Consider the following 19,374-nt stretch of genomic DNA (forward strand, 5'->3'; position numbering starts at 1 on the left):
ACCACCTGGAGGCCCACGCTCAACCTGCCGCCCCGCAACTGCCCGGCCTTGACGCCCCTTACTGGCCAGAGCGCTTCGAGCGCTACTACCGCCAGCAGGGAGCCTGGACCGGAGAAACCCTCGATGCCTGTATCGCCCGCCATGCCGGCCAAACCCCCGAGCGGATCGCCTTGACTGACGGGGAGCGCAGCCTTACCTACGCCGAACTGCACAGCCGCTGCAACCAACTGGCCGACGGATTCGCCCGCCTGGGGCTGCGACCGGGCGATCGTATCGTGGTGCAACTGCCCAACGTGCTGGAGTTCATAGAGACCACCTTCGCGCTGTTCCGGCTTGGCGTCGTCCCGGTGTTCGCCCTGCCCACCGACCGACGCAACGAGATCACCCACATTGTCCAGGCCAGCAAGGCCGTCGCGTACCTGATCAAGGATCACGCCCTGGGCTTCGACTATCGGGACATCGCCCGCGAGCTGCAAACCCTGCCGGATGCGATTCGTCACGTGATCGTACTGGGCGAAGCCGCAGAGTTCACACCCTATGCCAGCCTGTATGGCCGCGACCTTCCCGTTCCGGCCACAGACAGCCGCGCACCAGCGCTGATCACACTTTCTGGCGGCAGCACCGCCATGCCCAAGCTGATCCTGCGCCGGCATGACGACTATCTGTACAGCATCCGGGTCAGCGCCAGCATCTGCCAGTTGAGCCCGCAAAGCGTCTACCTGTGCGTGCTGCCAGCCGGGCACAACTTCACACTCAGCTCCCCGGGGTTCATCGGAACCCTGCTTGCGGGCGGCCGTGTCGTGATGCAGGCAGACCCCAGCGGCTCGGCCTGCTTCGCCAGCATCGCCCGGGAAGGGGTGACCTTCACCGCCCTGGTCCCAAGCCTGGCGCAGGCCTGGCTGCACGCGCCACGCCAGCACGACCTGAGCAGCCTGCGTTTCCTGCAAGTGGGTGGCGCGCGCCTGAGCGACGAGGTGGCGGCACGCTTGAGCGAAAACTTCGACTTCACCCTGCAACAGGTCTATGGCATGTCCGAAGGGCTGGTCTGCTACACCGACCTCAACGGCGACCTGGACCAACTGCTGCACACCCAAGGGCGGCCAATGAGCCCGCTGGACGAAATCCTGGTGGTCGATGATGACGATCTGCCGGTCGCCGTCGGGCAGCCAGGGCACCTGCTGGTACGTGGGCCGTACACCATCCGTGGCTACCTCGACGCCCCCCAGCAAAATGCCCGGGCATTTACCGCTGACGGTTTCTATCGCACCGGCGATGTGGTGTGCCTGCGCGAGGACGGCTACCTGGTGGTCACCGGCCGCCACAAGGACCAGGTCAACCGTGGCGGTGAAAAAATTGCTGCAGAAGAGATCGAAGGCCGCCTGCTGGCCCACCCCGGAGTGCTGGAAGCAGCAGTGATTGGCGTTCCCGACCCGCATCTGGGTGAGCGCACGTGTGCCGTCCTGGTCGTCGCCCCTGGCCAGGGCTGTGACACCGCCACCCTGAAGGCCCACTTGCAGGCACGCGGCGTTGCTGCACAGCGCATTCCCGATCAGTTCCAGTGGCTGCCCAGCCTGCCCAAGACCACGTTGGGCAAGACCGACAAGAAGGTACTGCGCCAGCAATTCGCGGCGTGAACCGCCCTATTTCGATTTCAAGGATACTGCGATGGCAATTCCACAGATTCAGCACTACCCGATTCCCGACCATGCCCCGCTGAACCGACCAGCGCTGCCTTGGTCGCCTGCGCCTGAGCGGCTGGCCCTGCTGGTCCATGACATGCAGAACCACTTTCTCAAGCCCTATGCCTCACCAGCCCTGGTCGATGCCTTGGTCCAGCGCATCCAGGCCCTGCGCGAAGCGTGCAATGCCCTTGGCATTCCGGTGTTCTATACCGCCCAGCCCGGTGACCAGGCCGTCGATTCACGTGGCCTGCTCTGCGACTTCTGGGGCCCGGGGTTGGCCGATGACGGCTTCAGCCCCAACATCGTCAGCGGGCTGGCACCCGATCCGCAGCGTGATGTGGTGCTGGTCAAGCATCGCTACAGTGCCTTCGCCCGTTCCGACCTGCTTGAGCGACTGCAAGCAGCCGGCCGCGACCAGCTGATCATCTGCGGTGTCTACGCCCACATCGGGTGCCTGGCCACCGCCACCGACGCCTTCATGGCAGACATCCAGCCGTTCGTCGTCGCCGATGCCCTGGCCGACTTTTCCCTGGAGCGTCACCAGTTGGCGCTGGAGCAGATGGCGCACTGTTCAAGCGTTGTGCTGTCGACGCAACAGCTGCTCGACACGCTCGCCCCGTCGAGCGTCGCCCATGACCTGCCGGGCGACGTCGCACGCTGCCTGGCGCTTCCCGTGAGCCAGGTCATGGAGGTGGACGACCCGGTCCAGCTGGGTCTGGATTCAGTGCGCTTGTTGATGCTGTTCGAGCAGTGGCAGCAAACCGGGCTGCCGCTGACTTTCCTCGAACTGCTCGAGCGCCGCAGCATTCGCGCCTGGGTACAACTGGTCGACCAGCGCCTGCAAGCGCAAGCCGCGGGAGCCCCGGTATGAAGCGCTTCATCGATAAATCCGTACTGGTAACGGGGGCCGCGCGCGGTATCGGTGCGGCTGTAGCCACGCGCCTGCTGGCCGAAGGCGCCACGGTGATTGCCCTGGACTGCGACAGTCAGGGCCTGGAGGCGCTCGCCGAACGCCTGCGCTCGGACAACCTCAAGCTTCACTGTGCCGACATCACCGACCGGCAAAAGATCATGAGCCTGGTCGAACGCATCGACGAGCATTACTCACTCGATGGCCTGGTCAACGCCGCCGGGGTAATGGTGTCAGCGCCCTTCGAGCAGCTAACGGCACAGGCCTGGTTGCAGCTTTTCGAGGTCAACGTGCACGGCACCTTCCATGTTTCCCAGTCGGTCGCCCGATGCATGGTGCAACGGCGCCGGGGCGCAATCGTCAGCGTTGCCTCCAACGCCGCGAGCACTCCGCGGGTCAACCTGAGCGGCTACTGCGCCTCGAAAGCCGCGGTGGCCATGCTCACCCGCTGCATGGGCCTGGAGCTCGGCAAGCAGGGTGTGCGCTGCAACGTGGTATCGCCCGGCTCCACCCGTACCCCCATGCTGCACCAGCTGGCCGGCAGCGACGCCACCTTGGACCAGCGCATGGTCCAGGGTGACCTCGGCCTGCACCGCATCGGCATCCCGCTGGGCAAGATCGCCGAGCCCCAGGACATTGCTGCCGGCATTACTTTCCTGCTGTCGGACGATGCCAACCACATCACCTTGCAGGATCTGGTCATGGACGGCGGCGCCACCTTCGGCTGAGTGCCCATCAAGGACAGAGTGAGGCAGACTCCAATGAACAACACCGTTTCGCCCCTCCCAAGGCACGCGCCCAGCAGTGCTCAGGTTTCCCCTGGCCAAGTGCGCCAGCTCCTGGACAAGGCCCTCTGTGGCCAAGGTTTCATCCAGTGGATTGAACTGCCGACCGAGGCAGACCTGGACCGTCACGCCATCGAGATCACCAACCAGCGCCTGCGTCGCTACCTGCAATGGATGATTGCCGGGCCGATACTGACGATTCTGCACGTCACCCCGGCCCAGGCCAGGCAACTGCAGGGTATCAACGATGCCTACCTGGCCATCGGCACGGGCACCGGCCCCGACTGCGCAAGCACGTTGAGCCTGCTCGACGGCCAGCTGCTTCCCGCCTGGCCGCAGGCGACAGCCCGGCCCCTGTCACTGCAGGCGCATGGGCTCAGCCCGGCACAAATCAGCCAACGGCTGGCCGACGCCAACCCAGGGAACCCCCACGGCCCTGCCCTGCTGCTATGCGATACGCCGCCACGACACGACGCCGGCCTCTGGCTGTTCGACCCACGCGACAACCTGTACGCCCTGCGAAACGTGGTGCAGCCACGCAGCCTCCCGCACGGCCTGGTGCACCACTGGCAAGGCAGGGTCGGCCCAACGACCAGGCCACCGCTACCCGTCCCCACGGACTTCGAAAAGGGACTGCAGCTTTGCAGTCATCTGGCCCATGTATTGAGGGAGCCAACTTGCGCATGATCAGCCACTTTGACCTTCTCCTCCCCGTGCCCGCGCTGGGCGTGCACGATACCGGCATCGGGCTGCTCGCCGAACTGAGCAACGTCTTCCCGGAGCTTGCCGGGCAGTTCAGCTGCGTGTTCAGCGAACACACCGATGGCTGTGACCGCTCACTGGTCGGGCTTGGCAGCCAGTATCGCCTGCGCGTGACTCGCGAAGCCCAGGCACTGCGCATCGACTGGCTGGACCAAGAGCGCGTGCTGCATCGCGACTCGCTGCACCTGGACAACGAGCGGCCGTTTCATGAGCAACTGTTCCAAGGGGTGGCACACGCCTGGAAAACCCTGGGCGATACCTCGCCAGAGCTGGCAGGTTTGCCCGGCAACGTGCCTCTGCTGGGTGGCTGGCGTTGTGCGACCCACCCCGAGCGCCTGACCGAGCCGATGATCATGACCCTGCCCCGCGTGTTCCTGTGGGTGGAGCATGGACGTGTCCACGGCGCGAGCTTCGATCCAGCCCACAACCCGCAGATAGAGCAGGCCGTGGCGCGGCTGGCGCCGCGCACTTATCCGGCCTTGCCCGGCGTCAGCAGCTGCGAACTCATTCCGCAGTGCACCGATTACGTCGACAACCTGCTCGACCTCTTGAACGAGATGGCCGCCAGCGATTCGGACAAGGTAGTGATCGGGCGTGAAGTGCGCCTGCGCATGCGCGAAGCAGTAGACCCGTTGCAGTTGCTCGACCAGGTCGCACCCCGCCCCAACCCGCATTACGAATACCTGTTCCGCTGGGATCAGGGGCCGGCATGGATCGGTATTTCACCGGAAACCCTGATCCGCACCGACGGCAGGAAAGTCGTCGTCGAACCCCTTGCCGGCACCCGCAAAGGCTCAAGTGAAGCGCTCAAGCGCGACCGCTACCGCCAGGAACTGCTGTCGGACAGCAAGGAGCTGGAAGAACACGAAACCGCTGCCCAGCTGTTTCTTGAACAGCTCCAACAGGTTTGCCGGCCGGGTTCACTGGACATGCGCGAATCCAGGAATGTCATTGACCTGGGCTATGTGCAACACCTCAAGAGCCGCATCGAAGGTGAACTGGCCAGCGAAGCGAACGTGTTCGATGCCCTGGCCGCTGTCTACCCGCCGGCAACCATCTGGGGCAAGCCCCTGGCCATGAGCGGCGAACGTATCCGCCGCTTCGAGTACATCGACCGCGAGTTCTTCACGGGCGGCCTGGGCTACCTCACCCTCGAAGGCCGCTGCAACTTCGCCCTGGCGATCAGGACCGCCAAGGTGACAGAAGCGCATGTGCATATCTTTGCCGGCAGCGGCATCGTCAAGGCCAGCGACCCGTACCGGGAATGGCTGGAAACCGGCAACAAGATGAAACCGTACCTGCAAAACAGCTCCTGGTCATATGAAGGGTGATAACGTCGCAACACCTTGCACAGGATCACGCTGGGTCTCTACACCGGCACAACAGTGCCAACGTCAAACTACATGGACAGCAAAAACATGATCTCTATCGCTCTGCCGGATGGCAGCCGCAAGCAATTCCCGGAGCCACTCAACGTCCAGCAACTGGCACTGACCATCGGCAGCGGCCTGGCGGCCGCGACCCTGGCGGCAAAGGTCGACGGGCGTCTGGTCGACGCCTCGCACCTGCTGACCGGCGATAACACGGTCGAGATCATCACCACCAAAAGCGCAGATGCCCTGGAGATCATCCGCCACTCCACCGCGCACTTGATGGCACAAGCCGTCCAGCGCCTGTACCCGGGCACCCAGGTGACCATTGGCCCTGTGATCGACAACGGGTTCTACTACGACTTCGTGGCCGAACGCCCTTTCAACCAGGACGACCTGCCACTGATCGAGGCCGAGATGCAGCGGATCGTCGACAGCGCACTGGCCATCGAACGCCGGGAGCTGCCGCGCGCGCAGGCTATCGAGCTGTTCAGCAGCCTGGGTGAGTCGTACAAGGTGAAGATCATCGAGGATATCCCGGCAGGCGAAACCCTCTCGGTGTATCAACAAGGTGAGTTCATCGACCTGTGCCGAGGGCCACATGTGCCGGATACCGGCAAGCTTGGCGCGTTCAAACTGATGAAGGTGGCCGGGGCCTATTGGCGCGGCGACTCCAGCAACGCAATGCTCAGCCGCATCTACGGCACCGCCTGGTTGAACGACAAACAGCTCAAGGCTTACCTGTCGCAGCTGGAAGAAGCGGAGAAGCGCGACCACCGCAAGCTGGCCAAGCAGCTCGACCTGTTCCACCAGCAGGAGGAAGCGCCAGGCATGGTGTTCTGGCACCCCAAGGGCTGGGCGATCTGGCAGACCGTAGAGCAGTACATGCGCAAGGTGTACCGCGACAGCGGTTATCAGGAAGTGCGCTCCCCGCAGGTGGTGGACAGCTCGCTCTGGCGCCGATCCGGGCACTGGGACAACTACAAGGAAAACATGTTCGTCACCGAATCGGAAAACCGCCAGTACGCGCTCAAGCCCATGAACTGCCCGGGCCACATTCAGATCTTCAAATTCGGCCTGCGCAGCCACCGCGAGCTGCCGATTCGTTACGGCGAGTTCGGTGGCTGCCACCGCAATGAACCTTCAGGGGCCCTGCACGGCATCATGCGGGTGCGTGCCTTCACCCAGGATGACGGGCACATCTTCTGTACCGAGCAGCAGATCGAGTCGGAGATCCGCACCTTCCATCACCAGGCACAGAAGGTCTACAAGGCCTTCGGCTTCGAGGATGTGGCGGTCAAGATCGCCTTGCGCCCGGAACCCAGCAAGCGCCTGGGCAGCGATGATGTCTGGGACAAAGCGGAAAACCAGCTGCGCTCGGCGCTGCGGGCCTGCGGCGTCAGCTGGGAGGAACTGCCAGGCGAAGGCGCCTTCTACAGCCCCAAGATCGAGTACCACCTGCGCGACGCCATTGGCCGGGAATGGCAGGTCGGCACCATCCAGGTCGACTACCACATGCCCGACCGCCTGGGCGCCGAGTACGTCGACGAACACTCACAGCGGCGCCGCCCGGTCATGCTTCACCGGGCAATCGTCGGCTCACTGGAACGTTTCATCGGCATCCTCATCGAGCACCACGCCGGGGTTTTCCCAACCTGGCTGGCACCTGTGCAGGCCATGTTGCTGACCGTGACCGAGGCCCAGAACGGCTATGCCGACCTGGTTCGCCAGCAGCTGTGTGAACGTGGGCTGCGAGTCGAGGCAGACCTGCGCAACGAGAAAATCGGCTACAAGATCCGCGAAAGCACCCTGCAGCGCGTGCCTTACCTGCTGGTGATCGGCGACCGCGAGAAAGACAGCGGCACAGTCGCCGTGCGCAGCCGTGCCGGCGAGGACCTCGGCATACTCAGCGTCGATGACTTCGCCGAACTGCTGCTCAAGGACACCCAGATGCACTGATACGGCCCGCCGCAGGTTCTGAACCCACAGAACCTGCGGCCAGACCAGGCATGAGCCGGTTTGCCACGGACGCTGAACTCAGGAGATCGCGATGTTCGAAGCCCCACCCGACTAGCGCGGCCCGCCGCCGCCCCTCGACACCATTCTGCTTTGCCTTGCAGCTACGCGCATGCGTCGTCGGCTCGTGCCTGTGCGTCGACGGCAAAGTGCTGCTTACCCCCGTCAGCGGGCCCTCTGTTCTCCAGAACGACAACCAGGATGTCAGACATGAACACCATTGCCACTTTGCGTTCGCCCGCCCTTGCTTCAGTCAGCCGTACGGACATGGATGCCGCTACCCAGGCACTGCCCAGCGCCCAAGCGCTGAGGGCTGCGCTGCCACTTCACGAACACCTGGCAGTACAGGTGCAACGACAGCGCCAGCACGTTCGCGACATCATCCATGGCACCGACCCGCGCCTGCTCGTGATCGTCGGCCCTTGTTCGCTGCATCATGGCCAGGCTGCCGTCGAATATGGAGGAAAACTGGCCGAGCTCGCCGACGAACTGCGTGACCGGCTGCTGATCGTCATGCGTGCCTATGTGGAAAAGCCACGGACCACGGTCGGTTGGAAAGGCCTGATGTACGACCCCTACCTCGACGGCAGCGACGACATGCAGGCCGGCCTGGAGTTGTCCAGGTCGCTGATGCTGGAGCTGGTCGGGCTCGGCCTGCCGTTAGCCTGTGAGATGCTGCAACCCATGGCCGCACAGTATTTCAGCGACCTGCTGAGCTGGGTCGCGATCGGTGCCAGGACCTGTGAATCGCAGATCCATCGCGAGCTGATCAGCAGCCTGGACGTACCGGCGGGTTTCAAGAACGCCACCGATGGCGGCCTGGGTGTGGCCTGCGACGCCATCAGCAGCGCTGCCCACCCGCACCGCTATTTCGGCACCGACCTGTATGGCCAGCCGGCGCTGATCAGCAGCACCGGCAACCGCGATAGTCACCTGGTGCTACGCGGGGGACGCAACGGCCCTAACCATCACGCCGACTCCGTCGCCCAGGCGCGGGCGCAGCTCATGGCCGCCGGTATCGCCCCACGCTTGCTGGTGGATTGCAGCCATGCCAACAGCAACAAGGACTTTACCCGTCAACCACAGGTACTGGAGCAAGTGCTGGCACAGCGCCAGGCAGGTAACCATGACCTCTTCGGTGTCATGCTGGAGAGCAATCTGAACCCCGGCCGGCAGGACCTTTCGAGGCAACTTCGCTACGGCGTGTCCATTACCGACGCCTGCCTCGGCTGGGACGATACCCGCACGCTGTTGCGCCGCGCCGCCGAGCGGCTCTGAAACCGAGCGGCTTGGCCCTGCACTGCGGCCAATGCAGCGGCCTGCGAAAGGCACCTTCTTGGAGGCATCTGCTTCAAGGCCGTGCAATGGTCAGATCGAACGCCGTGCGGGCGGCGCTCGATCCGACAGGCGCGGCTAGATCTTCGGCGAGTACCTCCCTGCCTGCTCGAACACCCTGAATGGCATGGCCTCTCAGGGTGCTTTTTTCATATGCAGAAACGCTTTACATGCTGCCAATTCATCAGGTTAGAATCGATTGGCACGCGACCTGCTAGTTCACACCTTCAGGTCCCTTCCCCCGCGATGTACCGGAGTACCTGCCTTTGGATGCAAGCACCATCAACAGCCTGTTCTTGATCGGCGCATTGCTGGTGGGTGCAAGTATCCTGGTCAGCTCGCTGTCATCGCGCCTGGGCATCCCGATCCTGGTCATCATCCTCGCCGTCGGCATGGTCGCCGGCGTGGATGGCGGCGGCATCATCTTCAACAACTACCCGACCGCGTATCTGGTGGGCAACCTGGCACTGGCGGTGATCCTGCTCGACGGCGGCCTGCGCACCCGGGTGGCGAGCTTTCGCGTAGCCTTGTGGCCGGCGCTGTCGCTGGCCACGGTGGGGGTGATGATCACCACCGCGCTGACCGGCATGGTCGCCGCCTGGCTGTTCAACCTGAGCATGATCCAGGGCCTTTTGATTGGCGCCATCGTAGGCTCCACCGACGCTGCGGCGGTGTTCTCGCTGCTCGGCGGCAAGGGCCTCAACGAGCGGGTCACGGCCACCCTGGAAATCGAGTCCGGCAGCAACGACCCGATGGCGGTGTTCCTCACCGTCACCCTGATCGACATGATCGCCAGCGGCCAGACCGGCCTGCACTGGAGCCTGCTCACCCATCTGCTGCGCGAGTTCGGCATCGGTACGCTGCTGGGCCTGGGCGGCGGCTGGCTGATGCTGCAACTGGTCAACCGCATCAACCTGGCCGGCGGCCTGTACCCGATCCTGGTGGTGGCCGGCGGCCTGGCAGTGTTCTCGCTGACCAACGCCCTGCACGGCAGCGGCTTCCTCGCCGTCTACCTGTGCGGCCTGGTGCTGGGCAACAAGCCGGTGCGCAGCCGCCACGGCATCCTGCACATGCTCGACGGCATGGCCTGGCTGGCGCAAATCGGCATGTTCCTGGTGCTGGGCCTTCTGGTCACGCCCCATGACCTGCTGCCCATCGCCCTGCCGGCACTGGGCCTGGCGCTGTGGATGATCGTGGTTGCCCGGCCGCTGTCGGTGGTCGCCGCGCTGTTGCCGTTCAAGGCCTTCCATGGCCGCGAGAAGGGTTTCATCAGCTGGGTCGGCCTGCGCGGCGCGGTACCGATCATCCTGGCGGTGTTCCCGCTGATGGCTGGCCTGCCCGACGCGCAGCTGTTCTTCAACCTGGCGTTCTTCATCGTGCTGGTGTCGCTGCTGGTGCAAGGCACCAGCCTGCCGTGGATGGCCAAGCTGCTCAAGGTCACGGTACCGCCAGACCCGGCGCCGATTTCGCGCTCGGCGCTGGAAGTGCACATCACCAGCGAGTGGGAGCTGTTCGTCTACCGCCTGGGCGCCGAGAAGTGGTGCATCGGCGCCGCCCTGCGCGAACTGAAGATGCCCGAAGGCACGCGCATCGCCGCGCTGTTTCGCAGCGAACAACTGCTGCACCCCTCGGGCAGTACCGTGCTTGAGGTCGGCGACATGCTCTGCGTGATCGGCCACGAACACAACCTGCCAGCGCTGGGCAAGCTGTTCAGCCAGGCGCCGCAACGCGGCCTGGACCTGCGCTTCTTCGGCGACTTCGTCCTCGAGGGCGATGCCGAGCTGGGCGCGGTGGCCGCGCTTTATGGCCTGAAACTCGACGGCCTGGACGCGAAAATGCCGCTGGCGCAGTTCATCCGACAGAAGGTCGGAGGCGCGCCAGTAGTAGGCGACCAGATCGAATGGCACGGCACGATCTGGACCGTCGCGGTCATGGACGGGAACAAGATCCAGAAAGTCGGCGTCAGATTCCCCGAAGGTACCCGGCCTGGCCCCGGGTTGTTCCTCTAAACTCCGATTTGCCCCGTCGCACAAGAATCCTGCCTATGTCCCTGCGCCATTATTGCCGCGCAGCCCTGCTGGGGCTGTGCCTGACCCTCTCGTTCGCCGCCGCGGCGGCGGAGGTCCCGACCACCTCGGGCATCCAGAACAGCCTCGACAAGATCGCCGAGCGCAAGCTGCCCGAAGCCGAACAGAAGGCCGTGCAGCAGGTGCTGGAACAGACCCTGGCACTGCTGGCCAGCAAGGAGGACAGCGAGAAGAAGCTCGAAGCCCTCAAGCAGCAGCTGGCCACCGCCCCTCAAGAGACCCGCGACAGCCAGCGCGAGCTGATCAAGCTCAAGGGCGCCAGCGCCCTGCCCGTGGCCCAGCGCTACGCCAGCCTCACGGTGCCGCAGCTTGAGCAGATGCTCAGCGAGCGCAGCACCCAGCAGGGCGAGCTGCAAAAAGCCCTGTCCGAAGCCAACAGCCTGATCATCAACTCGCAGACCCGCCCGGAGCGCGCCCAGGCCGAGATCAGCAGCAGCCAGACCCGCGCCCAACAGATCAACAACAGCCTCAAGAGCGGCAAGGACGGCGGCAAGCCGCTGACCAGCGACCTGCGCAACCAGCTCAACGCCGAGCTGGCCTCGCTCAACGCCCTGACCCAGCTGCGCCGCCAGGAACTGGCCGCCAACAGCCTGCTGCAGGACCTGGGCAACGCCCGCCACGACCTGCTGATCGCCCGCGCCGCGCGCCTGGAGCAAGAGATCCAGGACCTGCAGACGCTGATCAACGACAAGCGCCTGGCCCAGTCCCAGCAGGCCGTCACCCAGCAGTCGATCGAAGCGCAGAAGGCCGGCGGCAGCACCGTGCTGGCCAACGAGAGCACCGCCAACCTCAAGCTGTCGGACTACCTGCTCAAAAGCACCGACCGCCTGAACGAGCTGACCCAGCAGAACCTCAGGACCAAGCAACAGCTGGACAGCCTGACCCAGGCCGACCAGGCGCTGGACGAGCAGATCAACGTGCTCAAGGGCAGCCTGCTGCTGTCGAAGATCCTCTACAAGCAGAAGCAGGCCCTGCCGCACCTGAAGGTCGACCGCGACCTGGCCGACCAGATCGCCGATATCCGCCTGTACCAGTTCGAGATCAACCAGCAACGCGAGCAGATGAGCAGCCCGTCCAGCTATGTCGACAAGCTGCTGGCCAGCCAGCCGCAGGAAGACGCCACACCGCAGTTGCGCAAGGCCCTGCTGGAAGTGGCGATTACCCGGGGCGACCTGCTCGAACGCCTGAACCGTGAGCTCTCCGCGCTGCTCAACGAGTCGATCACCCTGCAGTTGAACCAGAAACAGCTGCTGAGCACCGCCCAGAACCTGCGCACCACCCTGGATGAGCAGATGTTCTGGATCCCCAGCAACAAGCCGCTGGACTGGGAGTGGCTGCGCTTCGTGCCAGAGCGCCTGACCGATCAGGTCGCCAGCCTGCCCTGGGGTTCGGGGGTCAAGGAGCTGGCCGACGGCCTCAGCCAGCGCCCGCTGCTGTTCCTGCCGCTGCTGCTGGTGATCGGCGCCCTGCTGTGGCGGCGCAAGTACCTGTACCAGCGCCTGGGCAAGGTTCACCAGGACATCGGCCACTTCAAGCGTGACAGCCAGTGGCACACGCCCCAGGCGATCCTGATCAACATCCTCCTGGCCATGCCGGTGGCCCTGGCCCTGGCCCTGGGCAGCTACGCCCTGCAGATCGACGCCCGCGGGCAGAACGCCAACCTCGGCGCCGCACTCTGGCAACTGGCCCAGGCCTGGCTGGTGTTCTACACCGCCTACCGCATCCTCGCCCCGGGCGGCGTGGCCGAGATCCACTTCCGCTGGCACAAGCCGCAGGTCGAGTTCCTGCGTGGCTGGGTGCGCCGGTTGGGTACCGTGGTGCTGGCCCTGGTGGGCGTGGTGGCGGTGGCCGAGCACCAGCCCTCGGCCCTGGCCGACGACGTGCTGGGCATCGGCGTGGTACTGGCCTGCTACGCCTTGATGGCCTGGCTGCTCAGCCGCCTGCTGCTGAGCAGCCCGGCGCACCGCGACACCTCGCTGTTCCGCCGCGCAGTCGGGGTGGCCTTCACCGCCCTGCCCATCGCCCTGTTCGTGGCCGTATGCTTCGGCTACTACTACACCGCCCTCAAGCTCACCGACCGGCTGATCTACACCCTCTACCTGCTGCTGTTCTGGTTGGTGATCGAAGCCGCCTTCGTGCGCGGCCTGTCGGTGGCGGCGCGGCGCCTGGCCTACCAGCGCGCCCTGAGCAAACGCCAGGCGGTCAAGGAAGGCCTGGACGGCGAAGTGCCGGTGGAAGAGCCGACCCTGGACATCGAGCAGGTCAACCAGCAGTCCCTGCGCCTGATCCGCCTGGCCCTGCTGGGCGGCTTCATCGCCGGCCTGTACTGGGTATGGGCAGACCTGATTTCGGTGTTCTCCTACCTGAACAACTTCACCCTGTACGAATACACCAGCGGCACCGGTGCCGCCGCCAGCATGGTGCCGATCAGCCTCGGCGACCTGCTGGGGGCACTGGTGATCGTCGGCATCACCTTCGCCCTGGCCGGCAACTTGCCGGGCCTGCTCGAAGTACTGGTGCTATCGCGGCTGAACCTGGCCCAGGGCAGCGCCTACGCCACCACCACGCTGCTGTCGTACATCATCGTCGGCGTCGGCATCGTCAGCACCCTGTCGACCCTCGGGGTCAGCTGGGACAAGCTGCAATGGCTGGTGGCGGCGCTGTCGGTGGGCCTGGGCTTCGGCATGCAGGAGATCTTCGCCAACTTCATCTCCGGCATCATGATCCTGTTCGAGCGCCCGGTACGCATCGGCGACACCATCACCATCGGCAACCTGTCCGGCACGGTGAGCAAGATCCGCATCCGCGCCACCACCATCACCGACTTCGACCGCAAGGACATCATCGTCCCCAACAAGACCTTCATCACCGGCCAGCTGATCAACTGGTCGCTGACCGACACGGTCACCCGGGTAACGCTGAAACTGGGCATCGACTACGGCTCGGACCTGGACCTGGTGCGCGAGATCCTGCTCAAGGGCGCCCACGAGAACCCACGAGTGCTCAAGGACCCGGAGCCGATCGTGTACTTCCTCAACTTCGGCGAGAGCTCGCTGGACCATGAGCTGCGCATGCACGTGCGCGACCTGGGCGACCGCAACCCGACGCTGGACGAGCTCAACCGCTACATCAACCGCGAGTTCAAGGCGCACGACATCAAGATCTCGGTACGCCAGGTGGAGGTGTTCGTGATGGATACCAAGGGCGGCAAGCAGCAGTTGATTCCGATGGAACAGCCCAAGCCGGATGGCACTGCGTCCAGCTGAGTGGACTCAAACGGGCATGCCCCCCAGAATGCTGGCGAGGGCTGCGCCCTCGATCGCTGGCAAGCCAGCTCCCACAAGATAACAGCGTTGTCTATGGGTGCCGGCTTGCCGGCGAAAGGGCCGCAAGGCGGCCCCAATGGCACCGATCCCCAGGAGCAGGCCCCGTGAAGTCCCTCGACCACCTCAGCTTCGACAACCGCTTCGCCCAGCTCGGCGACGCCTTCTCCACCCAGGTGCTGCCCGAGCCGATCGCCGAGCCGCGCCTGGTCGTCGCCAGCACATCGGCCATGGCCCTGCTCGACCTCGACCCGGCCCAGGCCGAACTGCCGGTGTTCGCCGAGCTGTTCGGTGGCCACAAGCTGTGGGAACAAGCCGACCCACGGGCGATGGTCTATTCCGGCCACCAGTTCGGCTCGTACAACCCGCGCCTGGGCGATGGCCGCGGCCTGCTGCTGGGCGAGGTGCTCAACGACGCTGGCGAGCACTGGGACCTGCACCTCAAGGGCGCCGGCCAGACCCCCTACTCGCGCATGGGCGACGGCCGCGCGGTGCTGCGTTCGTCGATTCGCGAGTTCCTTGCCTCCGAAGCCCTGCACGCCCTGGGCATCCCCAGCAGCCGCGCCTTGTGCGTGATCGGGTCAAGCACCCCGGTGTGGCGCGAAACCCGCGAAAGCGCCGCCATGCTCCTGCGCCTTGCACAGAGCCACGTGCGCTTCGGCCATTTCGAGTACTTCTACTACACCAAGCAGCCCGAGCAGCAGCGGGTGCTGATCGACCATGTGCTGGAGCAGCACTACCCCGAATGCCGCGATACCGAGCTGCCGTACCTGGCCATGTTCCGCACCATCGTCGAGCGCAACGCCGAGCTGATCGCCCGCTGGCAGGCCTATGGCTTCTGCCACGGGGTGATGAACACCGACAACATGTCGATCCTCGGCATCACCTTCGACTTCGGCCCCTACGCCTTCCTCGACGACTTCGACGCCAACTTCATCTGCAACCACTCCGACGACCGTGGCCGCTACAGCTACGCCAACCAGGTGCCGATCGCCCACTGGAACCTCAGCGCCCTGGCCCAGGCCCTGACCACGGTGATCGAGGTCGAGCCGCTCAAGGAAGTGCTGGCGCTGTTCCTGCCGCTGTACCAGGCCCACTACCTCGACCTGATGCGCCGCCGCCTGGGCCTGACCACCGCCGAAGAGGACGACATGGCGTTGCTGGAGCGCCTGCTGCAGCGCATGCAGAGCGGTGGTGTGGACTACACGTTGTTCTTCCGCAAGCTCGGCGACCAGCCAGTAGCCGAAGCGCTGAAAACGGTACGCGACGACTTCATCGACCTTGCCGGCTTCGACGCCTGGGGCGCCGACTACCTGGCGCGCTGCCAGCGTGAACCGGGCAATGCCGATGGGCGGCGCGAACGGATGCATGCGGTCAACCCGCTTTATGTACTGCGCAACTACCTGGCGCAGAAGGCCATCGAGGCGGCCGAAGCAGGCGACTACAGTGAAGTGCGGCGGTTGCATCAGGTGTTGAGCAAGCCGTTTGATGAGCAGGACGGGATGCAGGCCTATGCCGAGCGGCCGCCGGAGTGGGGCAAGCATCTGGAAATCAGCTGCTCATCCTGATTTGATCGCTGCATGTTAAACCCTGCGAGGGCTTTGCCCTCGATCGCGGCACAAGGCCGCTCCTACAGGCATCGCGCACCCCCTGTAGGAGCGGCCTTGTGCCGCGAAGCGGCCCCAAAAATCTCAAGGAGCTGAAATGTCCGATCCCCTGGTAATCCCCTGCCCCCACTGCAACGGCCTCAACCGCATCCCCGCCGAGCGCCTGGGCGACACCCCGAAATGCGGCCGCTGCAAACAGGATGTGCTGCTGAGCACCCCGTTCGAGCTGAGCGAAAGCAACTACGCCGCCCAGATCAAGGGCGACCTGCCGCTGCTGCTGGATGTCTGGGCCGACTGGTGTGGCCCGTGCAAGAGCTTCGCCCCGACCTTCGAACAGGCCGCCCGCCAGCTGGCCGGTCGCTGCCGCCTGGCCAAGCTCGACAGCGAAGCCAACCGCAACCTCGCCGGGCAACTGGGCATCCGCTCGATCCCCAGCCTGATCCTGTTCAGGAATGGCCGCGAAGTGACCCGCCAGGCCGGCGCGTTTCCGCTGCAGTCGTTGCTGGAGTGGCTGCGCGGGCAGGGGGTTTGAGGGGATTGCGTAAGGGCTGGCAGGTGGTTGGCGAGAGATTTTCAGCGCCTGTGAGATCGAGCGCCGCCCGCGCGGCGCTCGATCTCACAGGCGCCAAATAACCTTTGGCGAACCCCTGCGGGCCATCACGCACTTCTCTCCAGCAAATCATGCAACTCAACGAACTGCTGGGTCAGCTTGTGCCGTGGCTCCAGGTGGATCAGCGGCAGGCTGGCGTGGTGGGATTCGCGCATCTTCACCGAGCTGCTCAGGTACACCGGCAGCACCGGCAGCCCCTCGGCCAGCAGCTCGTCGAGCATCTGCTGCGGCAGGCTGGCGCGTGACTGGAACTGGTTGACCACGATGCCTTCGACCACCAGCTCGTCGTTGTGGTCTTCCTTCAGGTCGTCGATCTCGGCCAGCAGGCCGTACAGGGCCTGGCGCGAGAAGCTGTCGCAGTCGAAGGGGATCAGCACACGATCAGCGGCGATCAATGCAGAAACCGCGTAGAAGTTCAGGGCCGGCGGGGTATCGATGTAGATCCGCTCGTAATCCTCGTCCAGCTCTTCGAGCAGTTTGCGCAGCTTGTTGATCTTGTGCTTGGCCTCGAGCTTGGGCTGCAAGTCGGCCAGCTCTGCCGTGGCGGTGACCACATGCAGGTTGTCGAACGGGGTTTCGTAGATATCGACCTTGTTCTTCTTGGCGAACGGGCCGCTGGACAGCGACTGCTTGAAAAAGTCGGCGATGCCCATGGGGATGTCGTCACCGGTCAGCCCGGTCAGGTACTGGGTCGAGTTGGCCTGGGCATCCAGGTCGATCAGCAGGGTCCGGTAGCCTTCGCTGGCACTCACCGCCGCAAGATTGCAGGCAATGCTCGATTTGCCCACGCCACCTTTCTGATTGAACACCACGCGCCGCATGTCAGACCTCCGTGTATCAACGAATGCCCGAGTATGTGGCGACACTGCGCCATTGGCCAGCGTTGTTCGCTCAAGTTGACGGGAAGCCGTCCGACAAACTGCGGGCAACCGACTGTCGGAAATTGCGCAGCCATGGAAACGGACATGACGCAGACGCGTATGGATGTTGTCCGATAGCCATCATGTGGATTGATACACGTCCCGTGCACCGGGATAATGCGCGCCACCTTCCCGTGCGCCGAGCCTGCACGGCACGTGCTCCGAGTCATTCCCACGGACAGGAACTCCCTCAGGGCGGAACGTCACACTCATCATGATCACCTTCGACATCAGCCAATGGCGTGCCTGGGCCCCGGGCCTGACCAGCGCGGCCGACTGGCAGGCCTGGGCGGACGGCGCCGAACCCGTGCCCTGTGCCGAGCAGGCGCCGGACGTGGCGTTCCTGCCGGCGTTGCAACGCCGCCGCCTGAGCCATATGGCACGGATGGCCTTCGCCGTCGGCTGGCCCTTGGCCGAAGGCCACGCCCAGCTGCCGCTGGTGTTCGTCTCGCGCCACGGAGAAACCCCGCGCACCTTCTCGATCCTAAGCGAACTGGCCAGCCAGCAGCCCTTGTCGCCCACCCAGTTCAGCCTGTCGGTGCACAACGCAATGATCGGCCTGTGGTCGATCATGCGCGGGCAAACCTGCGAGATGACTGCGCTGGCCGCCGCCGGCGACGGCTTCGAGCAAGGCGCCGTGGAAGCCGCCGCGCTGCTGGCCGAAGGTGCGCCGGCGGTGCTGCTGATCGTCACCGAGGAACAACCCCCGGCCGCCTACGCGCCCTGCATCAGCGATGTGCCGTTCGCCTACGCCGTGGCCCTGCTGCTCACCCCCGGCCAGCAATGGCAGTTGTGCCTTGGGCCGGCACAAACGGCGCCAGCCCCCGAGCTACCCCATGCCCTGGCCTGGCTGCACGCCTCGCTCAGCGGCCAGCAGGCCTTTTCACACACCTGGAGCCGTCGCACATGGAACTGGCAACGTCAGCCATGAACCGCCCCCGCGACGCCTACCTGTGGCGCCTGGCGGCCACCGCGCTGAGCTTCCTGCTGTTCGGCCTGGGCGGCCTGTGCCTGCGCCTGCTGGTGTTCCCACTTTTGGCCTGCCTGCCCGGCAGTGCCGAACGCCATCGCCAACGCGCCCGGCGCACCATCGGCTGGCTGTTCTGGCGGTTCATCCTGATCATGCGCGGCCTTGGGGTGCTCACTTTCGAGATCAGCGGTGCCGAACGCCTGGGCCGGCACGGGCAGATGATCATCGCCAACCACCCTTCATTGATCGACGTGGTGTTCCTGCTCGGGCGGGTGCGCGAGGCCAACTGCGTGGTCAAGCACAGCCTGTTCGGCAACCCCTTCACCCGTGGGCCGGTGCGCGAGGCGCAGTACATCGGCAACGACGGCAGCCTGGACATGCTCGACAGCGCGGCCGCCTCGTTGCAACAGGGCCAGCCGCTGGTGATCTTTCCCGAAGGCACCCGCACCCCGCCCGGCCAGGCCCCGGCCTTCCATCGTGGCGCCGCCGCGATCGCCCTGCGCGGTGCGAAAATCATCACACCGGTGATCATCCAGGTCAGCCCCACCACCCTGACCAAGCACGAACCCTGGTACCGCATTCCCCGCCGACGCGTGCATTTCAGCCTGCGCGTCGGCGCCGACATCGACCCCCAGGCCTTCGCCAGCCTTGGCCCGGCGCCCCTGGCGTCGCGCAAACTCAATGATTACCTGCACCAGTACTACAACAAGGAGCTCGCCACCGATGAGCGATGCACAGCACGACCTGAACCGTGATATCAAGCAACTGATCATCGACGCCCTGGGCCTGGAAGACATCGGCGTGCAGGACATCGACGACGCGCAGACACTGTTCGGCGAAGGCCTGGGCCTGGACTCGGTGGACGCCCTCGAACTGGGTTTGGCGATCCAGAAGCGCTACGGCATCAAGATCGACGCCGATGCCAAGGACACCCGCAGCCACTTCACCAACGTCGCCACCCTCGCGGCGTTCATCACCGCCCGCCAGGCCGCCTGAG

At 64.9% G+C, this 19,374-nt stretch carries 15 protein-coding genes; 14 read left to right on the top strand and 1 reads right to left on the bottom strand.

Going from position 1 to position 19,374, the window contains the following annotated elements:
• The first annotated feature begins 5 nt into the window (after positions 1-5).
• The 11 genes from L6D77_RS27535 to trxC all read left to right on the top strand — a co-directional run bounded on the left by L6D77_RS27535 (position 6) and on the right by trxC (position 16,409).
• Positions 6-1,634, top strand: coding sequence for a (2,3-dihydroxybenzoyl)adenylate synthase (locus L6D77_RS27535; protein WP_373870598.1), 1,629 nt, complete (start codon positions 6-8; stop codon positions 1,632-1,634).
• Positions 1,635-1,665: 31 nt separating this feature from the next.
• Complete coding sequence (locus tag L6D77_RS18650; protein ID WP_232882928.1) at positions 1,666-2,553, top strand: isochorismatase family protein; 888 nt, start codon at positions 1,666-1,668, stop codon at positions 2,551-2,553.
• A complete protein-coding gene (locus L6D77_RS18655) occupies positions 2,550-3,320 on the top strand; it encodes a 2,3-dihydro-2,3-dihydroxybenzoate dehydrogenase (RefSeq protein WP_232882929.1) in 771 nt (256 codons plus the stop codon). Before L6D77_RS18650 ends, L6D77_RS18655 begins: the two co-directional genes overlap by 4 nt.
• Before the next feature lie 99 nt (positions 3,321-3,419).
• A complete protein-coding gene (locus L6D77_RS18660) occupies positions 3,420-4,064 on the top strand; it encodes a hypothetical protein (RefSeq protein ID WP_232882930.1) in 645 nt (214 codons plus the stop codon).
• A complete protein-coding gene (locus tag L6D77_RS18665; protein WP_232882931.1) occupies positions 4,061-5,470 on the top strand; it encodes a chorismate-binding protein in 1,410 nt (469 codons plus the stop codon). The genes L6D77_RS18660 and L6D77_RS18665 overlap by 4 nt, the downstream gene beginning before the upstream one ends.
• A gap of 87 nt (positions 5,471-5,557) precedes the next feature.
• Entirely contained in the window at positions 5,558-7,468 is a 1,911-nt protein-coding gene (gene thrS / locus L6D77_RS18670) for a threonine--tRNA ligase (protein ID WP_232882932.1), read from the top strand.
• 267 nt (positions 7,469-7,735) lie between these two features.
• Positions 7,736-8,803: a 3-deoxy-7-phosphoheptulonate synthase gene (locus L6D77_RS18675; protein WP_232882933.1), complete on the top strand. Its 1,068-nt coding sequence runs from the start codon at positions 7,736-7,738 to the stop codon at positions 8,801-8,803.
• Positions 8,804-9,126: 323 nt separating this feature from the next.
• Positions 9,127-10,869: a potassium/proton antiporter gene (locus L6D77_RS18680; RefSeq protein ID WP_232882934.1), complete on the top strand. Its 1,743-nt coding sequence runs from the start codon at positions 9,127-9,129 to the stop codon at positions 10,867-10,869.
• 35 nt (positions 10,870-10,904) lie between these two features.
• Positions 10,905-14,213: a mechanosensitive channel MscK gene (gene mscK, locus L6D77_RS18685; protein ID WP_232882935.1), complete on the top strand. Its 3,309-nt coding sequence runs from the start codon at positions 10,905-10,907 to the stop codon at positions 14,211-14,213.
• A 164-nt stretch (positions 14,214-14,377) separates the two neighbouring features.
• Positions 14,378-15,838, top strand: a complete 1,461-nt coding sequence (gene selO / locus L6D77_RS18690; protein WP_232882936.1) for a protein adenylyltransferase SelO — start codon at positions 14,378-14,380, stop codon at positions 15,836-15,838.
• Between the two features lie 136 nt (positions 15,839-15,974).
• Positions 15,975-16,409, top strand: coding sequence for a thioredoxin TrxC (trxC, locus tag L6D77_RS18695; protein WP_232882937.1), 435 nt, complete (start codon positions 15,975-15,977; stop codon positions 16,407-16,409).
• 125 nt (positions 16,410-16,534) lie between these two features.
• Here trxC and L6D77_RS18700 read toward each other — a convergent pair whose 3' ends face one another.
• Positions 16,535-17,308, bottom strand: coding sequence for a ParA family protein (locus L6D77_RS18700; RefSeq protein WP_110995334.1), 774 nt, complete (start codon positions 17,306-17,308; stop codon positions 16,535-16,537).
• Between the two features lie 313 nt (positions 17,309-17,621).
• On the opposite strand from L6D77_RS18700, the gene L6D77_RS18705 reads away from it, so the two are divergent.
• From L6D77_RS18705 to L6D77_RS18715, 3 genes are read left to right on the top strand one after another with little or no spacing between them, the layout of a single operon-like run.
• Positions 17,622-18,338: a beta-ketoacyl synthase chain length factor gene (locus tag L6D77_RS18705; protein ID WP_232882938.1), complete on the top strand. Its 717-nt coding sequence runs from the start codon at positions 17,622-17,624 to the stop codon at positions 18,336-18,338.
• Complete coding sequence (locus tag L6D77_RS18710; protein ID WP_232882939.1) at positions 18,314-19,132, top strand: lysophospholipid acyltransferase family protein; 819 nt, start codon at positions 18,314-18,316, stop codon at positions 19,130-19,132. Before L6D77_RS18705 ends, L6D77_RS18710 begins: the two co-directional genes overlap by 25 nt.
• A complete protein-coding gene (locus L6D77_RS18715; RefSeq protein WP_232882940.1) occupies positions 19,101-19,373 on the top strand; it encodes a phosphopantetheine-binding protein in 273 nt (90 codons plus the stop codon). Before L6D77_RS18710 ends, L6D77_RS18715 begins: the two co-directional genes overlap by 32 nt.
• Position 19,374: the final 1 nt, after the last annotated feature.

The organism is Pseudomonas parasichuanensis (genome assembly GCF_021601385.1).
Lineage (GTDB): Bacteria > Pseudomonadota > Gammaproteobacteria > Pseudomonadales > Pseudomonadaceae > Aquipseudomonas > Aquipseudomonas parasichuanensis.

Coding starts and splice junctions, on each gene's coding strand:
- L6D77_RS18650 (WP_232882928.1), top strand. CDS start 1,666: ATGGCAATTCCACAGATTCAGCACTACCCGATTCCCGACCATGCCCCG.
- L6D77_RS18655 (WP_232882929.1), top strand. CDS start 2,550: ATGAAGCGCTTCATCGATAAATCCGTACTGGTAACGGGGGCCGCGCGC.
- L6D77_RS18665 (WP_232882931.1), top strand. CDS start 4,061: ATGATCAGCCACTTTGACCTTCTCCTCCCCGTGCCCGCGCTGGGCGTG.
- thrS (WP_232882932.1), top strand. CDS start 5,558: ATGATCTCTATCGCTCTGCCGGATGGCAGCCGCAAGCAATTCCCGGAG.
- L6D77_RS18675 (WP_232882933.1), top strand. CDS start 7,736: ATGAACACCATTGCCACTTTGCGTTCGCCCGCCCTTGCTTCAGTCAGC.
- mscK (WP_232882935.1), top strand. CDS start 10,905: ATGTCCCTGCGCCATTATTGCCGCGCAGCCCTGCTGGGGCTGTGCCTG.
- trxC (WP_232882937.1), top strand. CDS start 15,975: ATGTCCGATCCCCTGGTAATCCCCTGCCCCCACTGCAACGGCCTCAAC.
- L6D77_RS18700 (WP_110995334.1), bottom strand. CDS start 17,308: ATGCGGCGCGTGGTGTTCAATCAGAAAGGTGGCGTGGGCAAATCGAGC.
- L6D77_RS18705 (WP_232882938.1), top strand. CDS start 17,622: ATGATCACCTTCGACATCAGCCAATGGCGTGCCTGGGCCCCGGGCCTG.
- L6D77_RS18710 (WP_232882939.1), top strand. CDS start 18,314: ATGGAACTGGCAACGTCAGCCATGAACCGCCCCCGCGACGCCTACCTG.
- L6D77_RS18715 (WP_232882940.1), top strand. CDS start 19,101: ATGAGCGATGCACAGCACGACCTGAACCGTGATATCAAGCAACTGATC.